The following is a 21,945-nucleotide window of genomic DNA, read 5'->3' as shown; positions in this document are numbered from 1 at the left end:
TAAAGGACGCTTTTCTGGCGCCGATGATGGAAGCCACTCCCTATCTCGGCGTCTCCAGATCGCTGTGCGGCCGATTCTGGCTCGAGCGGCCAGGGGATGATCGCCTCGGCCTTGCCATCGCGCAGCGCTGCCAGGTGCCTGAGATCGTCGGCCGCATGCTGGCGGCGCGCGGCCACACCTTGGAGGGCGCGCCGAGCTTTCTGCAACCCAAGCTGCGCGACCTGCTGACCGATCCGTCCGAGCTCAAGGACATGGATCAGGCGGCGGCGCGGCTGGCGGATGGGATCGGGCGAGGCGAGCGCATCGCAATCTTCGGCGATTATGACGTCGATGGGGCGACGTCCGCGGCTCTGTTGTCGCGCTTCCTGCGCGCGGTCGGTGTGGAGGAGCCGCTGCTCTATGTGCCGGACCGGATGCGCGAAGGCTACGGCCCGAATGCGCCGGCCTTTCATGCGCTGAAGGCGCAAGGCGCGACCCTCGTCATCACGGTGGATTGCGGCATCACCGCTTTCGCCGCGCTGGAGGAAGCGCAGCGCATCGGCCTCGATGTCATCATCGCCGACCATCACGTGGCCGAGCCGGCGTTGCCGGCGGCGCAGGCGGTCATCAATCCCAACCGGCTCGATGAGAATTTCCCCCATCGCAACCTGGCGGCGGTCGGCGTGGTGTATCTGCTGGTGATCGCGACCAATCGCGCGCTGCGGCGGCGCGGCTGGTTTGGCCCCGCGCGGCCTGAACCGGACCTGCTGCAGTGGCTTGATCTGGTTGCGCTGGGCACGGTGTGTGACGTGGTGGCGCTGACCGGACTCAACCGCGCGCTGGCCTCGCAAGGGCTCAAGGTGATGGCCCGGCGCGGCAATCTCGGCATCAAGGCCTTATGCGACGTGGCGCGGGTGGACGATCGGGTGGATGCCTATCACGCCGCCTTCCTGCTGGGTCCCCGTGTCAATGCGGGTGGGCGCGTGGGGCGCTCCGATCTGGGCGCAAGGCTGCTGGCGACCGACGATCCGGTCTTGGCAAGCGATCTGGCGCGCCAGCTCGATGCCTACAACGAGGACAGACGCGCGCTCGAGAACGAGGTGCAGGCGGCCGCACTGCGCCAAGCCGAGGCGCAGGCGGCAGACAACCCGCATCTGCTGTTCCTCGCGGGTGCAGGTTGGCATCCTGGTGTGATCGGAATTGTCGCAGGCCGTTTGAAGGAGCGCTATCAGCGCCCAGCGTGCGTCATCGCGCTGGAGGATGGCGTGGGTAAGGCATCCGGCCGCTCCGTCACGGGTCTGCATCTCGGTCAGGCCATCATCGCCGCGCGTGAAGCGGGCCTGGTGCTGAAAGGTGGCGGCCATGCGATGGCGGCGGGATTCGAGGTCCAGGAGGAGAAGCTCGGCGCCTTGCAGGCGTTCATCGCTGCGCGCTTCAAGGACAACCTCGACGGCACGCCGCTCGTGCCGACCTTGTTGATTGATGGCGCGCTGCAGGCGCGCGCCGCCTCCCCGCAGCTGATCTCCACGCTCGATCGCCTCGCGCCCTTTGGCGCCGGCAACGCGGAGCCGCGCTTCGTGCTTCCCGCGCAGCGGGTGGCGATGGCCGACATCGTCGGCTCCGATCACGTGCGCTGCATGCTCACGGGACCGGATGGTGGGCGGCTGAAGGCGATCGCATTCCGCGTCGCCAGTGAGGAATTGGGCCGCACGCTGCTGGCGAGCCGCGGTGCGGCGCTGCATATCGCCGGGCGGCTGAAACGGGACAGCTGGCGGGGCCGCGAGCAGGTGCAAATCCAGATCGAAGATGCGGCGTTTGCGGCAGGCTGACGCATCGCCTTGAATTATGAAGCAATTTCAATGTAATAGTCGCGGTTGATCTGGAGCGACAAAGCATATAAACAAGCCGCGCCGAGAAGTCGGCATGAAGCCTTGTTGCGTCCCCATCGTCTAGAGGCCCAGGACATCACCCTTTCACGGTGAAGACACGGGTTCGAATCCCGTTGGGGACGCCATCTGGCCAATCTGATCCCCTCACAGCTCGCTCATCCCACGATGTTGTTCACGCAACGTTGCAACGCGTTGCATGCATGCGCGCCCGAGGCGCTCTGAGCGCGCAGATGTTCCCACTCAGGCATCCGTAATAGCCATTTCGACAGAGTGATGCTGCATTTGCGCGCCGTGACGGCGCATTTGCGCGCCGTGACGGCGCATTTGCGTTCGTTCTTGCCACAATTGCGGCGTTGCAGTGCGCACACATGTCACGATGAACGGTCTGTGATCGATTGGCCGATTCAATTTTTGCTCTCACGCAGACGTGTCCAGAGTTACACTTACCTTTGGCCGAGTCGGGTTTTAGTATTCGTTAACCCTAACCGTGGCAGACTTGACTTGGCCTGGAGAGCGCATACTTGACAATTGCTGGACCGCCCTTGCGTAGCGTGTGTCCCGGAACCCAGGCGACCGGGACGTGTTGGTAGGTCGGAGCGTGTTGCATGTGCCCAACGAAGACACAGCGAACGGCAGTGACTTTCGATATCGGCTCCTGCGGGAGCCGGTCGCGAGCGCATTGCGACGCGACGACGACGGGTTACGCGGCGGTTCAAGGATGCTCCAGCGATGTTGGTGTCATTTCATCGCAGCGGCGGGTTAGCGACCGCCAATAGAACCGAACTACGTCGTTCGGGGGCAACAACCGAACGCCTCACCCGACTGTACTCGAAATTTGACGCCGCTGCTCGCAGCGCGCGGGGTCACGCGCGCGCGATCGCATGCTTCGCTGCTGATGCAGATCGCTCTCTAGACACGATCGGGGCAAGCACGACCAGAATTGGCGCCGCTGGCCTCGCAATTGCATACACATCGTCACGCCATCACATCCCAGGTGCGCAATGAATCACCAGTCCGACGTCTTCGACCTTTACACCAATCTGTTCGAGAGCCGCAGGCAGACGGAGTTCTCGCTCCGCGAATATCTCATGCTCTGCCGCGAGGATCCGACGACCTACGCCACCTCAGCCGAGCGCATGGTCGCGGCCATTGGCGAGCCGGTCGTGATCGACACCGCGCAGGACGCGCGCCTCGGCCGCGTTTTCATGAACCGGTCGATCAAGCAGTACCCGGCCTTCTCCGACTTCTACGGCATGGAGGAGACAATCGAGCGCATCGTCGGCTTCTTCAAGCACGCGGCGCAGGGGCTGGAGGAGCGCAAGCAGATCCTCTACCTGTTGGGCCCGGTCGGCGGTGGCAAGTCCTCTCTGGCCGAGCGTCTGAAGGCGCTGATGGAGAAGCTGCCGATCTATGTGCTGAAAGCAGGCGACCAGATCAGCCCCTGCTTCGAATCGCCGCTCGGCCTGTTCGATCCTGACCGCATGGGTGCCGTGCTGCAGGACAAATACAACATCCCGCTCCGCTACTTGACCGGGCTCATGTCGCCATGGGCAGTCAAGCGGGTGGGCGAGTTCGATGGAGACATCTCCAAGTTCACTGTGGTGAAGCTCTATCCCTCGAAGCTGAAGCAGATCGGCATCGCCAAGGCCGAGCCGGGCGACGAGAATAACCAGGACGTCTCCTCGCTGGTCGGCAAGGTCGATATCCGCAAGCTCGAATTCTACAGCCAGAACGATCCTGACGCTTATTCGTACAGCGGTGCCCTCAATTTGACCACCCAGGGTCTGCTCGAGTTCGTCGAGATGTTCAAGGCGCCGATCAAGATGTTGCATCCCCTGCTGACCGCGACGCAGGAGAACAACTATGTCGGCACCGAGAGCGTGGGCGCGATTCCCTATCAGGGGATCGTGCTGGCCCACTCGAACGAAGCGGAGTGGCAGAGCTTCAAGAACAACAAGAACAACGAGGCCTTCATCGACCGCATCTGCGTGGTGAAGGTGCCCTATTGCCTGCGCGCCAACGAGGAAGCGCAGATCTACAAGAAGCTGGTGCAGACCAGCGACCTCGCCATGGCGCCCTGCTCACCGGGCACGATGGAGATGCTCTCCCAATTCTGCGTCCTCACGCGCCTCAAGGAGCACGAGAACTCGAACCTCTTCTCCAAGATGCGGGTCTATAATGGCGAGAACCTGAAGGATGTCGATCCCAAGGCCAAGTCCATGCAGGAGTACCGCGATGTCGCGGGCGTGGACGAGGGCATGACCGGCATCTCGACTCGCTTTGCCTTCAAGGTCCTGTCTGAGACGTACAATTTCGACATCGAGGAAGTGGCCGCCGACCCCGTGCACCTGATGTACGTGATGGAGAACGCAATCAAGCGCGAGCAATTCCCCGATGCGGTCGAGAAGCAGTATATCGACTTCATCAAGAGCGAGCTGTCGCAGCGTTACGCGGAGTTCATCGGCAACGAGATCCAGAAGGCCTATCTGGAGAGCTACGGCGACTACGGACAGAACCTGTTCGACCGATATGTCGCCTATGCCGATGCCTGGGTCGAGGATCAGGACTACAAGGATCCGGATACCGGCCAGCTGTTCGACCGCAAGATGCTGGACCAGGAGCTCTCGAAGATCGAGAAGCCGGCGGGCATCGCGAATCCCAAGGACTTCCGCTTCGAGGTGGTGAAGTTCGCGCTCAGAGCCCGCGCCGCCAACCACGGCAAGAACCCCGCCTGGACCAGCTATGAAAAGATCCGCGAGGTCATCGAGAAGCGCATGTTCTCGCAAGTGGAGGATCTGCTGCCCGTGATCAGCTTCTCCAGCAAGGCCGACAAGGACACTGAGAAGAAGCATACCGAGTTCGTGGCGCGCATGGTCAGCCGCGGCTACACGCCACGGCAGACCCGTCGCTTGGTCGAGTGGTATATGCGGGTGAATAAGGCCGGTTAAGGCTATAGTCCGCCGAGGGAGAGCGCATGAACATCGTCGACCGGCGGCTGAACCCGAAAGGCAGAAGTCACACCAACCGGCAACGCTTCATCCGGCTGGTACGGGAACAGATCAAGGATGCGGTGGTCCGCTCCATCAAGGAGCGGGCCCTGGGTGATGTCGATACCAAGGAGGTGGTCAACATCCCCCGCAAGCGCATCCAAGAGCCGCGCTTCCACCACGCCCGCCAGGGCGGCAATCGCGAGCACGTCCATCCGGGTAACAAGGAGTTCGTCGCCGGCGATACCTTGCCGAAGCCCGACGGTGGCGAGGCCGGCGGTCGCAGCCGCGAAGGCAGCCCCGATGGCGAGGGCGAGGATGATTTCCGCTTCACCCTGACGCGGGACGAGTATCTCGACATCCTGTTCGACGAGCTGGAACTGCCGAATCTGGTCAAGACCCACTTGAAGGAGACGGTCGCGTCTCAGCCTCAGCGCGCCGGCTTCACCGCGAGCGGCTCGCCCCGCAATCTCAATCTCGTCCGAACCATGCGGCACAGCCTCGCCAGGCGCATCTCGCTCCATCGCCCGACCTTGGACGAGATGGCGATGGTGACCAACAGGATCGCGGAGCTTGAAGCGAAGGAAGGGCGGACCGAGGTCGAGGAGAAGAAGCTCGGCGAGCTGCGTATCGTCCAGGCGCAGCTCGAGCGCCGCATGAAGCGGATCGCCTTCATCGATCCGGTCGACCTGCGTTTCAATCGCTATGAGCAGACGCCGAAGCCGAATGCGCGGGCAGTCATGTTCTGCCTCATGGACGTGTCCGGTTCCATGAGCGAATACATGAAGGATCTCGCCAAGAGGTTCTTCCTGCTGCTGCACCTCTTCCTGTCCCGGAAATACGAGCATGTGGATGTAGTTTTCATCCGTCACACGTCCGAGGCCAAGGAAGTGGACGAAGAGACGTTCTTCCGCTCGGCCGAAACCGGTGGCACGGTGGTTTCCAGCGCGCTTGCCGAGATGAAGCGCATCATCGACGAACGCTATCCCACCGACGCCTGGAACATCTATGCGGCGCAGGCCTCCGACGGCGACAACTATCCGAGCGACAGTGAAACCTGCACGCGCATCCTGCGGGATGAGCTGCTGCCCTTGTGCCAGTATTTCGCTTATATCGAAGTGGTGGACGAGCGCGAGGCCGGCATGTTCCGCTCCGAGGGCAATGCCAGCCTGTTGTGGCGTGACTACAAGACGGTAGCCGACCTGGCCCTCAACTTCGTCATGAAACGGGTGTTCTCCAAGTCGGACATTTTCCCCGTTTTCCATCAGCTGTTCGCCAAGACTCAGAAGGTTGCATGATGGCGGGTCGATCGGCAAACACGAGCGTGCAGCCGGGTAGCGCTTTGCTGTTCCAAACCGGCGAATGGAATTTCGACACGCTGAAGCGCACTTTTGATGCGATCGAGGATATCGCGCTCAATGAGCTGAAGCTCGATCCCTATCCCGTCCAGGTGGAGATGATCAGCTCGGAGCAGATGCTCGACGCTTATTCCTCCATCGGCATGCCGGTGTTCTATCACCACTGGTCATTCGGCAAGCGCTTCACCCGCGACGAGGCGCTGTATCGCAAGGGCTATCAGGGACTGGCCTACGAGATCGTCATCAACTCCAACCCCTGCATCTGCTACGTCATGGAAGAGAACACCATGACCATGCAGACACTGGTGATGGCGCACGCCGCCTTCGGCCACAATCACTTCTTCAGGAACAATTACCTGTTCAAGGAGTGGACCGATGCCGAAGGGATTCTCGATTATCTCAATTTCGCGAAGTCCTATGTCGCGCGCTGCGAGGAGCAGCACGGCATCTCCTCGGTCGAACGCGTGCTCGACGCCGCGCACGCGCTGATGGATCATGCGGTCAATCGCTATGGGCGGCGGCCGCGGCTCAGCCTGGCAACGGAGAAGAAGCGCGCCGAGGAGCGCCTGGAGCATCAGCGGCAGACCTACAACGATCTTTGGCGCACGCTTCCGCCCAAGCCGAAGCGCGAGGAAGTCAAGCCGGAAGTCGACATGGCGCGCAAGAAGCTCGGCTTGCCGGAAGAGAACCTGCTCTATTTCATCGAGAAATTCTCGCCGTCCCTCAAGGATTGGGAACGCGAGCTGGTGCGCATCGTGCGGAACATCGCGCAATACTTCTATCCGCAGAAGCAGACCAAGATGATGAACGAAGGTTGCGCCACCTACGTTCACTATCGGATCATGAACAGGCTCTACGATCTGGGTAAGATCAGCGAAGGCTCGATGCTCGAATTCCTCTCGAGCCACGCCAACGTCGTGTTCCAACCGGACTTCGATGATCGGCGCTATTCCGGCCTCAACCCCTATGCCCTCGGCTTCGAGATGATGCGCGACATCGAGCGCGTCGTGACCGACCCAACCGATGAAGACCGCGAGTACCTGCCGGAAATCGCCGGCAACGGCGATGTGATGGAAACGCTGAAGACGGTCTGGGCGAATTTCCGCGACGATTCCTTCATCGCGCAATATCTGAGCCCTACCATGATGCGCAAGATGCGGCTGTTCAAGCTCACGGACGAGAGCGAGGCGCCGCACTATCTGGTCGATGCGATCCATGATGAGCGCGGCTATGCCCGCGTTCGCCGCGCTCTTGCCCGGCAATATGATCCGGGTGAGCGGGATCCCAACATCCAGGTCTCCGATGTCGATCTCAAAGGCAGCCGGCGCCTGGTGCTAACCCACCAGTTGCACAACGACATCCCGCTTTCGGAAGATGACGCTCGTGCCGTTCTCGGCTACGTGGCCGACCTCTGGGGCTATGACGTGCAACTGCTCGGGATCGGTACAAACGACGTGACGAAGTATCAGTACGACGCTTCGCCGCGCACCTAAGTGCGCGATCAAGGAAGGCATGGCATCTCATTCCAAGCTGATCGATGTCAGCCAAGTCACGTCCGAACGGGTCAAGAAGTTCCGGTTCTATTGGCCAGGCAAGTTGACCGGCAGATCGCTTCCGCCGCGGGACGCGATCGATCCAGCGGAGATTCCGCGCCTGCTGCCATATCTGGTGATCGCCGAGATCGAGCGGAAGCCGCTTAGAGTGCGCTACCGGCTGGTTGGCACGCGAGTGGTGGAGGCGAATGGCCACGACTTCACCAATCGCTATCTCGACGAATGCAAGTTCGCCGTCGAGCCCCTGCTTGTGGAATGCTATCGCCGGCTGGTCGCAACGCGCGGGCCGGTCTTTGCCTACTACGAATGGAACAAGAGCGAGTGGCACAAGCCGACCGGTCGTGTGGGTGGCTGCGAAACCGGCTTTTTCCCATTGAGCAACGACGGCATCACGGTCGATGGCGCCATCAGCATGGCCGATTCCGGGGTTCCGCCGCGGCAAATCGCCTGATGCCGAAACGAGGGGGCCGGCGGATGTCCTTCTCGGGCTCGTGACCTAAGAGGCTGAAAGCCAAGGGACCGGCAGGCCTTAAGCCCTTTTTAAGCATAATATGTGTGGATGGGAGCCATGCTTGGCTGCGGGCGACGGGTCCCCAACCCATGGACGTGATCAGCGACACGATCGACCCCGCACGCGCTCATGCGGCGTCGGATGGCACGGCGAACAGCGCGCCCGGCGAAGCCCAATTGACGCAAGCCATACGCTGGCGTCCGCCGAGCCTGCCGACGGCGCCCCGGGTACATCAGCCCCGCAACCCGAGCCTACCAAGCTTTGCAGGCCTGATGACTCTCATTCTGACCTTCTTCATCGTTCTGGCCAGCATGTCTCTGCACGACAAGACCAAGACGGACGCGGCGATCGCCAGCGTCCAGGAGGCGTTCGGCAACGCCATCCCGGTCGAGGAGCCCCGTGAGCGCACGGATGAGGACATCCTGCGCGACTATATCGTGGGTCTGACGCAGCGCATCCAGTCTCTGGTGCCGCTCATGGGCGGCAAGCCGGCGCCGGCCTCCGATCATCAGGTGCTGTGGCTGCCGGCGGAGCTGGTCTTTCCGGATCAAGACGTGACGCTCGCGCCGGTGTTCCCGACCGTGTTGCGCGAAGTTGTGAATTCCCTGGATGGAGTTCCGCAGCGTTTCATGCCGCACATCGAAATGCGGCTGTGCGCGGCCGAGCCGAGCGATCAGGTGAGAGCCCGTGCGGTGGCGATCGGCGCTGCATTGGCGGGCGAGCGTGCACCGCTCAAGCAATTCTCGATCGGCATTGCACGCTGCGATCCAGCTCGTATCGGGATCGCGGTGGCCTTGACGTCGACCACCGATGACGCCGTGCCCGCCGCTGAGGAGCAGGCGCCATGAAACCAGCGCGTCATCGTTCCCTTCAGTCACCGCCGCCGTCAGACAGTGGGGTACAGCAGCCCTGGCTGCTCAGCTATGCGGATTTCATCACCAACGTGCTGGCGTGCTTCGTGCTGTTGTTTTCGATGGTTTCGCTGGATCACGACAAGTTCCAGAGGATCCTGGGCTCGATCCCTGGTCGCGCGCACCTCGATCTCCAGGCGCCTCAGCCCGTGGAACGCGGCATGGTGTCCGAAGCGACGGATCCGGCCCGCAGCCCGAGCTACCTGCTGGCCCTTCTCAAGGGTTCTTTCGAGAAGGACCCGAAGCTTGCGACCCTCGAGCTGACGGGCAACGGCGACCGCGTGATCGTGACGCTGCCGACGAGCACCTTGATCAGCGAGCTTGGCAACGGGGGCGGTGCGAAGAAGGACGGTCTGCTTTTCGCTCTTGGCGGTGCGCTGCGCAGCTTCCCGAACGAGATCATGGTGCAGGGCCAGGGCGTCGCGATCAACGATCCGGACCGCTGGGGCAAGCTGCTCGTGCTGACCCAGCTGTCTGCCGCTGCGATCGAGCAGGCCGGCGTTCCGGGACCGATCCCGGCGCGCACGGAGCTTAGCGCCAGTGGTGCCGCCTCGATGCAGGTCAACGTGATCATCACGGAGCGCGCCGCCGACACGACGCCTTAGTGTGTCCGTCCATCCCACGTGGCGCCGTCGAGGGAGCGGATTCGGACTGAGTTCAGGACGTCGAGGGGGAAGTTGCGGATGTTGACGCCCATCTTCCGCTCCGGATCTGGCCTCACTCGCTGCCAGCACACAACGCATCCACACGTGGTGCAACGGACGAAGCGAAGCGCCTTTCGGCCCCAGGCATAGGATTCCGTCGCCCCGGCCTTCGCTTCAACGCGCACAGTCGACGCCTTGTAATAGGCCCACAGCACGCCATAGCGCCGGCAGATGGAGCAATTGCAGTCGGTGACGCTGCGTGGCTTTCGCGGAATTGTCACGTGCACGGCGCCGCAATGGCATACGCCAGTCAGCATCCGACCTCCGTTATCAGACCTGCCGCCATTCCGTCAGCGGCGGGAGATCGCGTGCAAACTGCATGCGACGCGACGGCAGGCCGCCCAGTTCCAGTACCAGCGACGCGATTCGTTCCAGGCCTTCACCTGCGCGTGTTTGGGAAAACGACCGGCTTGTCGCCGCGCTTGGCGGCATCCGCCAAACTGGTGCGCGGTCAATCGTGTCCATGATGGTGACCGCCCGACAGCGTGACATAGGCGCGGCCCTCGGCATGGAAAGGCGCGGTGACGGTACGCGTCTCGGCGCCCAGGCCGCGCAGCATCTGCTCCAACACGGGATCATCCACGATGCGCAGGCAGCGATCATCGACGATCTGCACGGGCACATGCCGGTTGCCGGCATGCCAAGCCAGGCGTGCCAGATGCCGCGCATCGGTCGCGATGGCCTCGACCAGCGGCTCCGGTGCTGCGATCACGCGGATGATCGTGCCGTCAGCCAGCACCAGCCCGTCACCGTCCGCCAGGCGCGCCGGCCGCACCAGATCGAGCAGGAACGGGACGCCACGATCGTCCAGCAGGCGCACGCGCCGCCGGCAGCGATCGGCATAGATCAGAGTGACGGTGCCGCGCTCCAGAGTCGCGAGCCATTCACCGGCGGCGATGTAGTGGGCGGCGTGACGCGATGCGTCCATGGCATCAGAACAGGAAACAGCGGTGCGCCATGGGAAGCTGCGCGGCAGGCTCACAGGTCAGTAGCCTGCCATCGGCACGGACTTCATAGGTTTCGGGATCGACCTCGATCACAGGCATGGCGCTATTATGCACCATATCCTTCTTGTAAATCGAGCGGGTTCCGGCGACCGCGATCAGCGGCCGAGTCAGGCCGAGGCCCCGTCCGATATCACGCTGCAGCGCCGCGGCGCTGGTGAAGGTCACGGCACTGACGGAAGATGCCCCGCCGAAGGCGGCGAACATCGGACGGTGATGCCGCGGCTGCGGTGTCGGGATCGAGGCGTTGGGATCGCCCATCGGTGCCGCTGCGATCGTGCCGCACTTCAGCACCAGATCGGGCTTCACGCCGAAGAAGGCTGGGTTCCACAGAACGAGGTCAGCCAGCTTGCCGACCTCGACCGAGCCCACGTCGGCGGCCATCCCCTGGGTCAAGGCAGGACTAGGATTGCATCATTGGCGTCACGCCAGCGCGACAGCAGGCTGATGCCGGCTTGCGATGAATGCGACGGCCTTGCTGGCAATGGTCCAGGCAGCGTAAGCGATGCCGACGGATGCGATGCCGTCAACGGCATAGTGATAGCCAAAATGGATCGATCCGATCCAGATTGTCATCGCGAAGAACAACGACGCATATCGCAGCAACGGCTTGCGCCAGGACGCGATGACGTAGAGCACGGCGACGGCCACATGCACGGATGGGAAGGCGGATATGCCGCCGCCCTTGACTGCGACTTTCGCGTTCCAGTACTTCGCGAGGTAGTGCTGCGTCATCTGGATGGGGCCATCCTTGAGCAGCAATGTGAGCTGATCATTCAGCGGCGCAAAGCGCTCTTTGAGCACGGGGTTGAACTCGCCGGCAAAGCAGGGCCCCGCGGACGCGAACAATGCGGCAAGGCAAAGTCCCGCCATGGCCCAGGTCAGAAACATGGCGAGCAGGAACTTCGCGGCATGCTCGCGGCCCGCCAGCACGACGACAAGCGGCATCGAGAACGCGACGGGCACGCCCCAACCGACGTACCAGAACTGCAGAAACTTGGATCCCATCTCGGTGCCGAACACGGCGTGCGTGTAGCGCCACGGATCCGTGCCAAAGATGACCCTGTCGAGCTCGGCAAAGTAATCATCCCACGTGAAGCCGAGCTTGATGCCGATCAGGGTCTTCGTAATCGTGAAGGCCGCCATGAAGATCGGAGCGATGAATCCTGGGACCGCGAGCCAGACCCAGAGCTTGGGATCCGTCAGGGACTTGTAGACTTCTGCGAGCGGCGACTTGCCCGTTCGGCTCGCCTGGAAAGTGGGGAACACCACGCGAGGGATTAGCCCAACGAGAAGGCTCAGAAACCCGATCTGGAAATAGCTCGAAACAATATCGCCCCAGTGCAGGACGCCATGGGACAGCACCCACGCCACGCCAAGAGTGACGACGGCAATCAACCCGAATAAGGCAAATAAATCCCTGTCAATCCCATCAATTTTCATCCCTGCAGTTAGCCCGAAAAGGTATTACTTTTCGGTAAAACGGTCGACCTGAAGTGGAGCTATCCCGCGAATTGGGAGGTTGGCAGACCGGCTGTTCCCGGATCGACCTCGAACAGCCCGCCGGCCAGCGGCTCTTTCGCGAGCTGCGCGTCGGAAAGACCGATACGCGCGGAGGTCACAAACATCCGGTCGAGATTATCGCCGCCGAACGTGCAGGAGGTGACCTGCGATACCGGCATCGGGATTACTTGATCGCGCGTTCCGTCGGGCCGGAACCGGGTGATGCGCCATCCAGCCCAATGGGCGACCCAAAGGCAGCCATCGCAATCAGTGGTCATGCCGTCTGGATAACCTTCTTCGTCGGTGAATCGCGCGAACACGCGCTTGTTGGTGAGGCTGCCATCCGCTTCGATCTCGAAGCGGTAGATTTCGCGTATGAAACTGTCGGTGTGGTAGACGGTCCGGCCGTCGGGGCTGAAGGTCGGACCGTTGGCGACGATATAACCCGTGTCGACCTGGTGAACGGAAAAGTCCGGATCGAGGCGATAGAAGGAACCCGAGGCCTCCTGTTCCGGATTGTGCATGGTTCCGAACCAGATGCGGCCTTGCTGATCCACCTTGGCGTCATTCAGGCGATTGGCCGGCTTATCGCGCTCGATTTCACAGCGGCGCGTGACGGTGAAAGGATCGAGCGTCACGTCCGCAATGGCATGGGCGAGCCCGACGATGAAGCCCGGCTTGCCACGGCGCTCGACGGCCCATCCGATCGTGTCCGGTATATCCCAGCTGTGCGTCGCGCCATCGGCCAGGCGATAGCGGTTGAGCTTCTTGACCTTGATGTCGGTCCAGTAGATCGCCTGATCCCTTGCCGACCAGAGCGGTCCTTCGCCCAGATTGGCCTTCGCGTCCAGCAGGAGTCGCGGCGCGGTCATGCCCAGCCGCCATCGACGGTGAAATCCTGCGCCGTGCACATGCGCGCATCGTCGGAAGCGAGGAACATGACCAGCCGCGCCACGTCGATCGGTTCGATCCGGCCTGCCAGACATTGCTCCTGGTCGAGCAGTTTCTCACCGGCTTCGTCCAGCCACAGCTTCTTCTGCCGCTCCGTCATGACCCAGCCCGGCAGGACCGTGTTGACGCGGATATTGTCTTTCCCGAGGTCGCGCGCCATGCCGCGCGTGAGGCCATGCACGGCCGCCTTTGCCGTGGTGTAGGCCGCAGCGCCCCCCATCCTCACCTTCCAGCTAATGGAACCGAAATTGATGATGGAGCCGCCGCCCAGCCGCTTCATCTGCGGCGCCACCGATTGGATTGCGAAGAACATGGGCCGCAGATTGATGGCCATGCGCTCGTCCCAATAGTCCGGCGTCACGTCCTGCCAGTCATGACGCATGTCGTTGGCTGCGTTATTGACCAGCACGGCGATGTCGCCCAGCTCGCGCCCGATTCGATCGATGGCTGCCTGCATGGCGGTGATGTCGGTGACATCGCAGCGGGTGAAATGCGGTGCGACGCCGTATTGTCCGCGGAGCGACTCGCACAAATGCTTGCTCCCGGCTTCGTCGATGTCGACGAACGCGACGCGGGCGCCTTGATCGACGAAGCTCTCGACGATCGCGGCACCGATGCCGGAGCCGCCACCGGTCACGAACACACTCTTGTCGCGCAGGCTCGGAAACTTGCCGAAATTCGAAAGGTCCATGGATGCAATCTTGCTCAAGGAAATCGTCTCAAGGCGTGAATCAAGATCACAGCCCGCCGCCCCTTGGCAAGATTTGTCAGGCCGACCGCTTTCGGATTTCGCTCCTCGGCTTGGCATTTCCCGAGCGCCGCGACTTGCCGATCACGCTGCTGGTATCGGCCAGGAGCGCCCTGGCGGCGCGGCGCGCTGCGGTCGGATTGCGGCGCCGGATCGCCACCAGGATAGCCTCATGCAACGGCAAGGCAGCGCGCAGCTGCTCGTTGTGAGAGGCGGTGTATTCGAACATGTTGCTGAGCGCCGATTCGATCATGAAGCCCAAAGGCACCAGCAACTCATTGCCGGCCGCGCCCAGCACCGCCAGGTGGAACTTGACGTCGTTCGCGTTCCAATCCGTGGTGTTCGTCGAATCGACCATGCCCGTGTAGGCCGCCTCGATCGCAGCCAGCTGGGACTCCGTGTGATTGAGGGCGGCGAGCGCGGCCACTTCCGGTTCCAGCATCTCGCGCATCTGCTGCACGTTGCTCAGGAAGTGGTGCTGATCCGAAGCCGCCCAGTACCAGGCGAGGACATCCCGGTCGAGCAGGTTCCACGCCTCGCGCGGCCGCACGCGCGAGCCGATCTTGGGCCGCGAGAGGATCAGGCCCTTGGCCGCCAGCATCTTGATCGCCTCACGCACCGCCGTGCGGCTGACGCCATAGACGTCGCACCACTCGGCTTCATTGGGCAGCAGCGATCCGGGCGCGTAGTCCCCTCGGAGAATTCGGGCCCCGATATCCTGCGCCAAAGAGTGATGAAGGCGCTCTCCCCTGGCCTTTGCGGCTTTTTTTAGTTTCCTCATCTTCAGTGCGGATTATATGGCACCAATCGACGTTCAGCACAACGCATCTTATCCGGGCGACTAGGCAACCTTCTCGCGCCGTCCGGAGACGATGATCTCCAGCACCTCCTGCTCGGTTGTATTCTTGATGTAGCGCTCGCCGACATTCTCGCCGCGCTTCAGAACCATCACACGGTCGCCGACCGCAAAGATGTCCTGTAGCCGGTGTGAAATGATGATCTGCGCGACATTGTGTTTCTTCAGCTCCAGCATGGTCTCCAGCAGCCGCTCGGTCGCCATGACCGATAGGTTTGCTGTCGGCTCGTCCAGGATCACGACACGCGGATCGAAGGAGATGGCGCGCGCGATCGCGACCGATTGCTGCCGTCCGCCCGACAGGCTTTCCACCCGCTGATAGACCGAATTCACGTCGACCTTCAGCCGTTTCAGGACCACATCGGCTTCGCGATACATGGCCTTGCGGTCGACAAACAATCCTTTGCGCGGCCAGCGGCCGAGGAAGATGTTCTGGCCGACATCCATGTTTCCGCACAAGGCGAAGTCTTGATAGATCATCTCGATACCGGCGGCGCGGCTCTCATGCGGGCTCTTGAAATGCGTCTGTGCGCCGCTCACCAGCACGTCGCCGGAATCGCGCGTATAGGCGCCGGTCAGGATTTTCATCAGGGTCGATTTGCCGGCGGAATTGTCGCCGACCAGCCCCATGATCTCGCCCGGATGGAGCCGGAGGTCGACGTCGCTCAACGCGCGGACGGCGCCGAATGCCTTGCTGATGTGGCGCATCTCGATGATCGGAGCCGTTGGCTCGAGGATCGGTTGCTCAGGCATGTTCAGGCTCCGATTTAAGGCGGATGAAGCGTGCGAGGCGCAGGCCGGCCAGGATATTCGCCTGCCGCAGCCAGATGTCGATCAGCACCGCGACGATCAGGATGAGGCCAGTGAACACGTTGACCCAGTGCTGCGGCATCACGAAGGAGCCGCCGCCGGGCAGGATGATGTTGAGCTGCAGCAGGGCGCGGATCAGGGTGATGACGGCGGCACCGGCAAGCGCGCCGATCATGGTGCCGTATCCGCCGAAGATCGATCCGCCGCCGATGATGACGGCTGCGATGGCGTCGAGCTCGCGGAACTGCCCTGCCGTCGGATTGAAGCTGCGGAAGAAGGCCGTGTAGATGATGCCCGCCATGGTCGCGCACAGCGCGGAGAACATGAGCGAGATGAATCGCACACGCCTGGTGTTGATGCCGGCATAGTCGGCCGCACGGCGGTTGCCTCCGGTTGCATAGATCATCTGCCCGAACGGCGTGTAGCCGAGGATGATGCCGGCGATGATGGCGATCAGGATCATCCATAAAGTCTGAATGCTGACTGCCTCGCTGACAGCCCGCAGCGTGCCACTCCCGACATCAATGCCGAAATGATCGAGCACGTTCGCGATCTTGCGTCCCAGCAGGTTGAAGCTCTCCGGAAAACCGGTCAGCTGCTTGCCGGCGACGATCCAGGCAGCCAGGCCGCGCGCGATGTAGAACATGCCGAGAGTCGCAATGAAGGCCGGCAGGTTGAACCCCACGGTGATCAGCGCATTGACGAATCCGGCCGCCATGCCGGCCAGCAATCCGATCAGTACGGCTGTCCAGGGATCATAACCCATCACCTTCATCGCAAATGCGGTTGCCGCGCCGGCGAGCGCCAAGACAGCGCCGACCGACAGATCAATGTCGCCGCAGGCAATAACATAGGTGAGGCCGATGGCCAGCAGCGCGAGCTCGGTATAGTTCAGCAGAATCGCGAAGCTGTTCTGCAGGTTCCACCAGTAATCCGGCCTGAGCCAAAGTCCGATCAGCCACAGCACGATTGTGAGAGCGATGGCAAGGGCATCGCGCCGCGCCAGGAACTTGCCCAGGCCCCGTGCCGACAGCGCCTTGTCGCTCGCCATCGTTCCTTTGGTCTGCACGCCCTCGATCGCGATGCCGGTCGCCTCGATGATGAGTGGCGGCTCCTTTCCTCTGAGCCACGCCCAAAGCCGGCCAATCAAGCGCCGTCGCAGGACATAGGGCTCGATCAACACGGCAAGCAACAACAGCGCACCGAGCAAGGCGGGAACCGCGCCGACCGGGAGCTGCGCAATGGCAGCGACCTCGAAATCCTGGCCGTCGATCTGGACGATGCGCGTTGTCGGCCAGCCTTCGCGCAACACCTTGTCGATCACGACGGTCAGCATCGCGCCGAGGCACGCACCGATCACCCGACCGCGTCCGCCCAGGATCGAGGCGCCGCCGATGATGACGGCGGCGATCACGATGAGCTCGGAGGAAAGGCCGGCCTGTGCCGTCACGCCCTTGTCCTGGGTGACCGCCATCAGGCCCGCGATGGTGGCGCAGATCGAAGACAACAGATAGGCCCGGATGCGCACCCAGCGGGTCGGGATGCCGGCATAGGCCGCGGCCTGCTCGTTGCCGCCAGTCGCGAACGTCTCATAACCCCAGCGCGTCTTGGCGAGCACGAAGGCGCCGACGATGACGATCAGCAAGGCGATTGGAATCTGGTTGTTGAAGCCGAGGATGTTGGTTTCGCCAAGATGAAAGAACCAACCATGCTCGCGCGCCTTCACAGCATAACCGATCGATCGTCCGCCCGTCAGACCAAGGATGATGCCGCGCCCGATCAGCAGCATTGTGAGCGTGGCGATGAAGGACGGTACCTTCAGGATCGTCACCAGCACGCCGTTGATGAGGCCGATCGTGATGCCGAGAAGGAGGCAGAAGATAGTCGCGGAGATCGGCCCCCAGTCGTTGAACTGGGGCGCGAACAGGATGGAGAATGCGACGCCCACCAGGCCGTTGGTCGATCCGACCGAGAGGTCCAGGTCCTTGTTGACGATGACAAAGGTCATGCCGACCGCCACTACCGCATAGCGCGCGGTGTCGCGCAGGATGGCGTGGAAGGCGTCGCCGCTCAAAAAGAAGGCCGGATTGATCAGGGCGCCGCCAACGAACAGGATTGCCATGAGGACGAGCAGCCCAAGCTCCCATCCACCAACCAATTGGGCGGGCAGGCGGTCAACTCGCAGTTGCGCGCTTACAGACATCGGCCTTCACGATCTCCCAGGCAGACGAAAAGATAGCACGATCGCGGGAGGGGATGGTCCCTCCCGCGATGCGCGTTCCGGCGCGACTACGGTGGGTTCAGTTCTCGTAGCGCTTGCCGACCAGCTCGACGTCTTTCTTCGTCACCAGTTGCGCCCTGGTGTCCAGATTGGCGGCCGAGATACCGCGGTCGATCTGGAGGTAGAGCTGCATGACCGGCCAAAAGCCCTGCAGGAACGGCTGCTGACCCAGCGATCCGGTCAAATCGCCGCTGCGGATGGCATCCTGCTGCGCCGGGCCAAGGTCGAAGCCGTAGGCACAGATCTCGCCGGTCTTGCCTATCTGGGCGACGGCCTTGGCGAGGGCGGGGGTGAACACGTTGTTGGCGGTGAAGGCGCCGACCACGTCGCCGCGTGATTCGAACAGCGATACGATGCTATTCACCGGATCCTGCGGATTAGCATCGACGCCGACGTTCTCCGGCCCCGCATCCACCTTGAAGTTCTGCAGCTTGCCGGCATCGTTCAACGTCTTGACGATCGCGTTGAAGGCGGCCGTCACCCGGTTGTTGACCTCGATGTTCCCCATCGCGGTCGAGGACGGCAGGATGATCGAGCCCTTCTCGACGCCTTTGTCCAGCACGCACTTGGCCAGCGCTGCACCGCCTATTGCTGCCGCAGAGGCGTCCTGCCCGGTATGGCTGATGCCGCTCCGATTGTAGATGGTATCGTCGAACGAGTTGGTGGTGGCGACCAGGATGCCGTTCTTTTCCGCGGTCTTCACGATGTCGTTGTAGGCGCCGACCTGCGGCGTCGTCATGATGATGCCATCGATCGTCGGGTCCTGCACGATTTGGTTCAGGATCTCGATCTCGCGCTGCGGATCGTCGGTCGGCGATTCGGAGCCTAGCAGGAGGATCTTCGCGCCGATCATGTTGCCCGCGACGGTCGCGCCGACGTAGACCGGATCGAAGAAACCGTTGCCCGCGGTATGCGTGACGATCGCGAACGTCAGATGCCCGTCGGCGGAATGAAAGTTCTTGGTCTCCGGCGCTTCCTTAGCCGCCTGCTCGAAGGTGTAGCCGCCCACGGCCTTCGCCACTGTGCCTTCCTGGGCGTACGCGCCGACGGACAACAACACCGCCATAGCGCCGATGCTTGCCGAAGCAAGTAGTTTCCGCATTGTTTCCTCCCATATTTTGCTTGGACACATTTATCTGACAATTGTGCCAAGCAGACTATAAGCCAGCCCGGCTGCCATCGCAATTTGCAGAACGATTGCTCCCGTCATCGCATTGCGATTAACTCTTGCCATCATTTTCCCTCGGTGGCAGGACAGTCCCGCGTTGCTGGATTTTCAGTTTGTATGATAAAAGACCCGCACTCGTTGGAAGAAGGTGCCAGATGCGTCTCATTCAATTTCTGACCGATACAGGTGCGCGCGGCGTGGCGCGCATCGAAGGCAGCCGGGCGATCATTGTGAAGGGAGCCACCAGCGTGATCGCCTTGGCGCAGCAGGCGATCGCAGCGGGTCACAGCCTGGATGAAGCGGTCAAGAGAGCGGGCGAGGGCGAGGCGCTGGACTATCCCGCCCTGCTGTCGCGGGGACGCGTGCTGGCGCCGGTCGATCATCCCGACGCCACCCATTGCTTGGTGACCGGCACGGGCTTGACGCATCTCGGCAGCGCCGACGCGCGCGACAAGATGCACAAGAAGATCGCGGGCGATGTGGAGTCCCTGAGCGATTCGATGAAAATGTTCCGCATGGGCCTGGAAGGTGGCAAGCCGCAAGGAGCGGGACCCGGCGTGCAACCGGAATGGTTCTACAAGGGCGACGGCAGTTGCGTCGTGGCGCCGGGCGCCGATCTGCCGCTGCCCGATTTCGCGCTCGATGGCGGTGAGGAGCCGGAGATCGCGGGCCTTTACCTAGTCGATTCCCAAGGCAAGCCGTGGCGCCTCGGCTTCGCGCTGGGCAACGAATATTCCGATCACGTCATGGAGCGGCAGAACTACCTCTATCTCGCGCACTCGAAGCTGCGCGCCTGCGCCATCGGACCGGAGCTGCGCACGGGCCCTCTGCCGGACAAGGTGGAGGGCGAAAGCCGCGTCGTCCGCAAAGGCGAGGTGATCTGGCGTAAGCCGTTCTTGAGCGGCGAGGGCAACATGTCCCACACCATCGCCAACCTCGAATACCATCACTTCAAGTATGGGCAGTTCCGCCGCCCGGGCGATCTGCATGTCCACTTCTTCGGGACGGCGACGTTAAGCTTTAGCGACGGCATCCGCGCCGAATCCGGGGATGTGTTCGAAATCGAGATCGCGGAATTCGGAGCTCCCTTACGCAACCGCTTGGCGCCGGCGACGGGTAGTTTTGCCTATGGCGGAGTGGGAGCTCTCTAGCGCCACCATGGCGGGCTCGACCCACTCCTGCATTGCAGTCGATTGGGGAACGACCAACCGGCGAGCCTGGCTGCTCGGACCCGACGGAAAGGCAGTCGACGAGCGTGCGGATTCTTCAGGGCTGCTGGCGGTCCAGGATCGCCGGTTTGCGGAATCCTTGGAGGTCTTTCTCGGCGACTGGGTCGGTTCCGCGTCGATCATTCCCGTCGTGATCGCCGGCATGGCGGGCAGCCGCATGGGTTGGGTGGAGGTGCCCTATGTCACGGCACCGGCGCCGCTGTCGGATCTGGCCCAGAATCTTATGAAGGCCGGCCGCGTCGCCGCCAGCAATTGCTGGATCGTGCCGGGCATCAGCCTCGACAGCGCCACCCAGCCGGAGGTGATGCGGGGCGAAGAATGCCAGATCCTGGGCGCACTGCTGACGCACCATTTGTCGGACGGGGTGTTCCTGTTGCCCGGCACGCATTCCAAATGGGCGCGCGTCTCCGGGCAGCGCCTGACCGAATTCCGCACCTATATCACCGGCGAGATGTTCAATTTGCTGCGCCAATCCGGCACGCTGGCGCAGCTGATGACCGGCGACACGGAAGATGAAGGCGCGTTCGCCCGCGGTGTGCTCGCGACCAGTCATGATACCGAGCTGCTCAATCGCCTATTCAGCGCGCGCTCGCTCACGCTGTTCGGTCGGCTGGAAGGGCGCGCGCTCGCCAGCTATGTTTCCGGCATGCTGGTTGGTGCCGAAATGCGCGATGCGCTCGCTGCCTGGCCGGACCTCGGTCGCACGGGTGTGATCTGTATCGGCTCCGCGGGCATGTTGGCGCGATATGGCGCTTGCGCGAACCTACTGGGTCTCGATCTGCAGGGCATCGACAACAAGAACGTTCTGCCGGCTGCCTTGTTCTGGATCGCACAACAAGCCGGGTTGGTGCCGAAATGACGGATATTCTTCGCAGCTGCCTCGCACGGCTTCCCTTGATCGCTATCTTGCGCGGCATGAAGCCGGAAGAGGCGCCCTGGGTGCTGGAAACATTGCTGGCGACGGGATTCCAGATCATTGAGGTGCCGCTGAATTCGCCGCGGCGGTTCGAGAGCTTGGCGTATTTCGTCCGTCATGCAGGCCCTGACATTCTGATCGGCGCCGGCACCGTCCTGAGTGAGGCGGAGGCGGATGAAGTCGCGGCGACCGGCGCCAGGCTGATGATCGCACCGAACTGCGCGCCGCCCGTCATCGCCGCCGCGAAGGCGCGCGGGCTGATCACGTTGCCCGGCGTCGCGACGCCAACCGAGGCCTTCACAGCCCTTGCTGCCGGGGCGGATGGCCTGAAGATGTTTCCGGGCGAGTTGTTGCCGCCGACGGCGGTCAAGGCCTGGCGGGCGGTCCTGCCAAAGGACACGTTGCTGATACCCACCGGCGGCGTGACACCGGACAATATCGCCGCCTATCGTGCGGCAGGCGCAGACGGCTTCGGAATCGGCTCGGCGCTCTACAAACCCGGCACGTCGCGGGAGGAGCTGGCGCAACGTGCCGCCGCCTTTGTCTCCGCACTGCGGTAGATCCTGCATCGCTCGATGTAGCTAACC

The 21,945-nt window shown here is 62.5% G+C and carries 21 protein-coding genes and 1 tRNA gene; 11 read left to right on the top strand and 11 right to left on the bottom strand.

Annotated elements, in window-relative coordinates; all coding sequences use genetic code 11:
* Positions 1-23: 23 nt before the first annotated feature.
* The 8 genes from recJ (at position 24) to DTX69_RS01535 (ending at position 9,793) form a co-directional block, all read left to right on the top strand.
* A complete protein-coding gene (recJ, locus tag DTX69_RS01570) occupies positions 24-1,808 on the top strand; it encodes a single-stranded-DNA-specific exonuclease RecJ (protein ID WP_322090871.1) in 1,785 nt (594 codons plus the stop codon).
* 109 nt (positions 1,809-1,917) lie between these two features.
* A tRNA-Glu gene (locus DTX69_RS01565) sits at positions 1,918-1,993 on the top strand.
* Positions 1,994-2,869: 876 nt separating this feature from the next.
* Positions 2,870-4,816: a PrkA family serine protein kinase gene (locus DTX69_RS01560; protein ID WP_119299726.1), complete on the top strand. Its 1,947-nt coding sequence runs from the start codon at positions 2,870-2,872 to the stop codon at positions 4,814-4,816.
* A gap of 26 nt (positions 4,817-4,842) precedes the next feature.
* Entirely contained in the window at positions 4,843-6,153 is a 1,311-nt protein-coding gene (locus DTX69_RS01555) for a YeaH/YhbH family protein (RefSeq protein WP_119299725.1), read from the top strand.
* Positions 6,150-7,706, top strand: a complete 1,557-nt coding sequence (locus DTX69_RS01550) for a SpoVR family protein (RefSeq protein ID WP_284735482.1) — start codon at positions 6,150-6,152, stop codon at positions 7,704-7,706. The genes DTX69_RS01555 and DTX69_RS01550 overlap by 4 nt, the downstream gene beginning before the upstream one ends.
* A gap of 19 nt (positions 7,707-7,725) precedes the next feature.
* Positions 7,726-8,217 (top strand): PAS domain-containing protein, encoded by a 492-nt coding sequence (locus tag DTX69_RS01545; RefSeq protein WP_119299724.1) that lies wholly within the window; start codon positions 7,726-7,728, stop codon positions 8,215-8,217.
* A gap of 149 nt (positions 8,218-8,366) precedes the next feature.
* Entirely contained in the window at positions 8,367-9,125 is a 759-nt protein-coding gene (locus DTX69_RS01540; protein ID WP_119299723.1) for a flagellar motor protein MotB, read from the top strand.
* Positions 9,122-9,793 (top strand): flagellar motor protein MotB, encoded by a 672-nt coding sequence (locus DTX69_RS01535; RefSeq protein WP_119299722.1) that lies wholly within the window; start codon positions 9,122-9,124, stop codon positions 9,791-9,793. Before DTX69_RS01540 ends, DTX69_RS01535 begins: the two co-directional genes overlap by 4 nt.
* Here DTX69_RS01535 and DTX69_RS01530 read toward each other — a convergent pair.
* From DTX69_RS01530 to DTX69_RS01485, 11 genes are all read right to left on the bottom strand, one after another.
* Complete coding sequence (locus DTX69_RS01530) at positions 9,790-10,149, bottom strand: GFA family protein (RefSeq protein WP_119299721.1); 360 nt, start codon at positions 10,147-10,149, stop codon at positions 9,790-9,792. The genes DTX69_RS01535 and DTX69_RS01530 overlap by 4 nt on opposite strands.
* A 13-nt stretch (positions 10,150-10,162) precedes the next feature.
* Positions 10,163-10,357 carry a hypothetical protein gene (locus DTX69_RS29915; protein ID WP_162916502.1) on the bottom strand — a complete coding sequence of 65 codons (195 nt, stop codon included), beginning with the start codon at positions 10,355-10,357 and terminating at the stop codon, positions 10,163-10,165.
* Positions 10,344-10,820 carry an urease accessory protein UreE gene (locus tag DTX69_RS01525; protein ID WP_119299720.1) on the bottom strand — a complete coding sequence of 159 codons (477 nt, stop codon included), beginning with the start codon at positions 10,818-10,820 and terminating at the stop codon, positions 10,344-10,346. The genes DTX69_RS29915 and DTX69_RS01525 overlap by 14 nt, the downstream gene beginning before the upstream one ends.
* Before the next feature lie 4 nt (positions 10,821-10,824).
* Positions 10,825-11,292 (bottom strand): amidohydrolase family protein, encoded by a 468-nt coding sequence (locus DTX69_RS01520; RefSeq protein WP_456073053.1) that lies wholly within the window; start codon positions 11,290-11,292, stop codon positions 10,825-10,827.
* 27 nt (positions 11,293-11,319) lie between these two features.
* Complete coding sequence (locus DTX69_RS01515; protein ID WP_119299718.1) at positions 11,320-12,339, bottom strand: phosphatase PAP2 family protein; 1,020 nt, start codon at positions 12,337-12,339, stop codon at positions 11,320-11,322.
* A 59-nt stretch (positions 12,340-12,398) separates the two neighbouring features.
* Positions 12,399-13,271 carry an SMP-30/gluconolactonase/LRE family protein gene (locus DTX69_RS01510; protein WP_119299717.1) on the bottom strand — a complete coding sequence of 291 codons (873 nt, stop codon included), beginning with the start codon at positions 13,269-13,271 and terminating at the stop codon, positions 12,399-12,401.
* Positions 13,268-14,059: an SDR family NAD(P)-dependent oxidoreductase gene (locus DTX69_RS01505; RefSeq protein ID WP_322090870.1), complete on the bottom strand. Its 792-nt coding sequence runs from the start codon at positions 14,057-14,059 to the stop codon at positions 13,268-13,270. Before DTX69_RS01505 ends, DTX69_RS01510 begins: the two co-directional genes overlap by 4 nt.
* Before the next feature lie 58 nt (positions 14,060-14,117).
* A complete protein-coding gene (locus tag DTX69_RS01500) occupies positions 14,118-14,879 on the bottom strand; it encodes a FadR/GntR family transcriptional regulator (RefSeq protein ID WP_119299715.1) in 762 nt (253 codons plus the stop codon).
* 60 nt (positions 14,880-14,939) lie between these two features.
* Positions 14,940-15,707 (bottom strand): ATP-binding cassette domain-containing protein, encoded by a 768-nt coding sequence (locus DTX69_RS01495; protein WP_119299714.1) that lies wholly within the window; start codon positions 15,705-15,707, stop codon positions 14,940-14,942.
* Positions 15,700-17,886: an ABC transporter permease gene (locus DTX69_RS01490; RefSeq protein WP_284735481.1), complete on the bottom strand. Its 2,187-nt coding sequence runs from the start codon at positions 17,884-17,886 to the stop codon at positions 15,700-15,702. Before DTX69_RS01490 ends, DTX69_RS01495 begins: the two co-directional genes overlap by 8 nt.
* A gap of 178 nt (positions 17,887-18,064) precedes the next feature.
* Complete coding sequence (locus tag DTX69_RS01485) at positions 18,065-19,147, bottom strand: substrate-binding domain-containing protein (RefSeq protein ID WP_119299712.1); 1,083 nt, start codon at positions 19,145-19,147, stop codon at positions 18,065-18,067.
* Between the two features lie 221 nt (positions 19,148-19,368).
* Between DTX69_RS01485 and araD1 the strand changes: the two genes are divergently transcribed.
* The 3 genes from araD1 to DTX69_RS01470 are packed head-to-tail and all read left to right on the top strand — an operon-like array spanning position 19,369 to position 21,918.
* A complete protein-coding gene (araD1, locus tag DTX69_RS01480; RefSeq protein WP_119299711.1) occupies positions 19,369-20,364 on the top strand; it encodes an AraD1 family protein in 996 nt (331 codons plus the stop codon).
* The gene (locus DTX69_RS01475; RefSeq protein ID WP_162916501.1) at positions 20,342-21,301 is read left to right on the top strand and encodes a 2-dehydro-3-deoxygalactonokinase; all 960 of its coding nucleotides are present in this window, start codon (positions 20,342-20,344) and stop codon (positions 21,299-21,301) included. Before araD1 ends, DTX69_RS01475 begins: the two co-directional genes overlap by 23 nt.
* Positions 21,298-21,918: a 2-dehydro-3-deoxy-6-phosphogalactonate aldolase gene (locus DTX69_RS01470; RefSeq protein ID WP_119299709.1), complete on the top strand. Its 621-nt coding sequence runs from the start codon at positions 21,298-21,300 to the stop codon at positions 21,916-21,918. Before DTX69_RS01475 ends, DTX69_RS01470 begins: the two co-directional genes overlap by 4 nt.
* Positions 21,919-21,945: the final 27 nt, after the last annotated feature.

The sequence above is a fragment of the Dongia deserti genome (genome assembly GCF_003574735.1).
GTDB classification, from domain to species: domain Bacteria; phylum Pseudomonadota; class Alphaproteobacteria; order Dongiales; family Dongiaceae; genus Dongia_A; species Dongia_A deserti.
Note: the sequence above shows the minus strand (reverse complement) of the source record. Positions and strands in the feature narration are given on the sequence as shown.